The sequence below is a fragment of the Promineifilum sp. (SeqCode) genome, from assembly GCF_041918635.1.
Taxonomy (GTDB): domain Bacteria; phylum Chloroflexota; class Anaerolineae; order Promineifilales; family Promineifilaceae; genus Promineifilum.
In genome coordinates this window covers 1-2,010 of sequence record NZ_JAYRVJ010000128.1, presented here as the reverse complement: position 1 = coordinate 2,010, position 2,010 = coordinate 1, and the positions used below count along the sequence as shown (strand labels likewise).

Genomic DNA, 2,010 nt, shown 5'->3' with positions numbered 1-2,010 from the left:
GGAGCGGGGGTACACCATCGTGCGCGGGCTGCTGACGCCGGACGAGGTGAGCTACTACATCGAGCGCATGGAGAAGCTGTCGGGCATCACCCGCGGCCGGATGCAGGGCAAGGAGGAGTGGAAGGGCACGGGCCGCGGCTCGGGCGGGTCATCCTGGACGCTGCCCGACGGCGTGGTCAAGTCGCGCGACTTCTGGCCCGTCGCCGTCAACGAGCGGCTGGTGGACATCGTCCGCCACATCCTGTCGCCCGACGTGCGCTTTTTGCAGCACAACGACATCCACGTCGGCTTCTCGGCCATCTCCTGGCACCGCGACAGCGTCAACCGCGAATACGGCGTGGGGCCGGACTGGGACGAGTCACAGGAGCCGTACCAACTGGTGCGCTGCGGCATCTACTTGCAGACCTTCGCCGAGAGCAACTCGCGGCTGGGCTTCATCCCCGGCAGCCAGCGACCGCCGAAGGGGCCGGTGTCGGGGGGGCGCAAGTTCAGCGAGCGCCGGCTGAAGTGGCTGGGCGCGGCCAACTACCTGTCCCCCAAAATCCAGATGGCCATCTCCAACGCCGACTGGATTCCCACCGAGCCGGGCGACTGCGTCATCTTCGACCCCCGCACCATCCACTCCGGCAGCTACATCACCGGCCCCAAGTACTCCGTCTTCGTCGCCTACGGCGTGGAGAACAAGCACTTCTTCAACCACTACAACTACTACCGCAATGTGCGCTCGGAACTCGGCTACGGCGACTTCGACCCCGACTTCGCCCAACTGCTGCGCGACCACGACCTCTTCCCGGAGCTAACGCCGACCTACGACAACGTCGAGGGGGCCTGGGTTCCGTCGGGGCTGGTCAAGACGCTCTACAACCGGCGGCGCGATACGCCAGTCGAAGAAATTAGGAATTAGGAATTAGGAATTAGGAATTGGCGGCTTGAGGCGCTCTTCATTCCTAATTCTTAATTCCTAATTCCTAATTCTCTTCCAGCGCCGCCCGAATCTCCGCCAGATGATCCCGCTCATGGCGGGCGATGAGCTTGCAGACCTGCTCGATGGTCAGGATGTGGCCGCTGGCGTGGCGGCCCTTCTTGTCCCAGTCCTCGTCCTCCAGGCTATCGATGAAGGCGAACAGGGCGGCGCGGTTCTCCTCCATGCCGGCCAATACCTCCTCGGCCGATTTGTCTTGCAGCTTGGTGACGACGCGCCGGTTCCAGCGGTTCAGGTCGAAGTCGTCGGGCACGCCCCCGCCGCCGGCCTGCAGTTGGGCCATCATGGCCGTCATGCCGCGCTCCGAGTCGGCCACGTGGCGCAGCACGTCCACCACGCGCCACTCGCCCCCTTCGGTGGAGTAGGCGGTGGTGTTCCACTGCTCCTCGGTCAGCCCGCGCAGCGCCGCGAACCACTCCTCCCGCGCCGCCGTCAGCCGGGCCTTGATCGCTTCCTTCTTCTCTAAAGACATTCATTCCTCCTAAAGCAATAAATCAACCACGGGTTTTCACGGATTTTACGGATAAACACGGATTGAGCATTTGTTTCAATCCGTTACATCCGTCGAATCCGCGAAAATCCGTGGTTGATTTATTCTCTTACACACGTTGGGGATAATAATAGCCGTCGGTTTCGAGGGCGGCGACGGCGTCTGGCCAGTGGGGCGGGCGGGCGGCGCGGAAGGCGGCGATGAGGCCGGCCGCGCCCACTTCCACCCGCCGGTGCTCGGCCATCCAGCGTCCGTTCATCCACGTCAGCAGCGCGTACTTGGCCCGCGGGTCGCTGTCGCCGGGCATGCTGACCGAACTGACGTTGACCAGCAGCCGCCGCCGCCAGACGCGTACGTTGGGCACGTGCAGGTGGCCGAAGGCCACCGTGCGCGCCTTGGCCCCCATAACCAGCGGCTCCAGCGCCGCGTCGCTCTGCCGAATCTCGCCGTAGCGGGCCAGCTGGTCTACTTCCGATGGGTAGATGATCTGGTTCACGTCGGTCGGGTTGGCGTGGACGATGAGCAGGTCATCGCCGGC

3 protein-coding genes are annotated in these 2,010 nt (G+C 64.2%); 1 reads left to right on the top strand and 2 read right to left on the bottom strand.

Going from position 1 to position 2,010, the window contains the following annotated elements; genetic code table 11:
* On the top strand, window positions 1-904 hold a 904-nt coding region (locus ACE3UY_RS04340; RefSeq protein WP_374686328.1), incomplete at its 5' end, for a phytanoyl-CoA dioxygenase family protein.
* 64 nt (window positions 905-968) lie between these two features.
* Here the strand turns inward: ACE3UY_RS04340 and ACE3UY_RS04335 are convergent.
* On the bottom strand, window positions 969-1,454 hold the full coding sequence (locus ACE3UY_RS04335; protein ID WP_374686327.1) for a DinB family protein: 486 nt from the start codon (window positions 1,452-1,454) through the stop codon (window positions 969-971).
* A gap of 127 nt (window positions 1,455-1,581) precedes the next feature.
* Window positions 1,582-2,010: metallophosphoesterase (locus ACE3UY_RS04330; RefSeq protein WP_374686326.1), on the bottom strand; the 429-nt coding region annotated here is incomplete at its 5' end.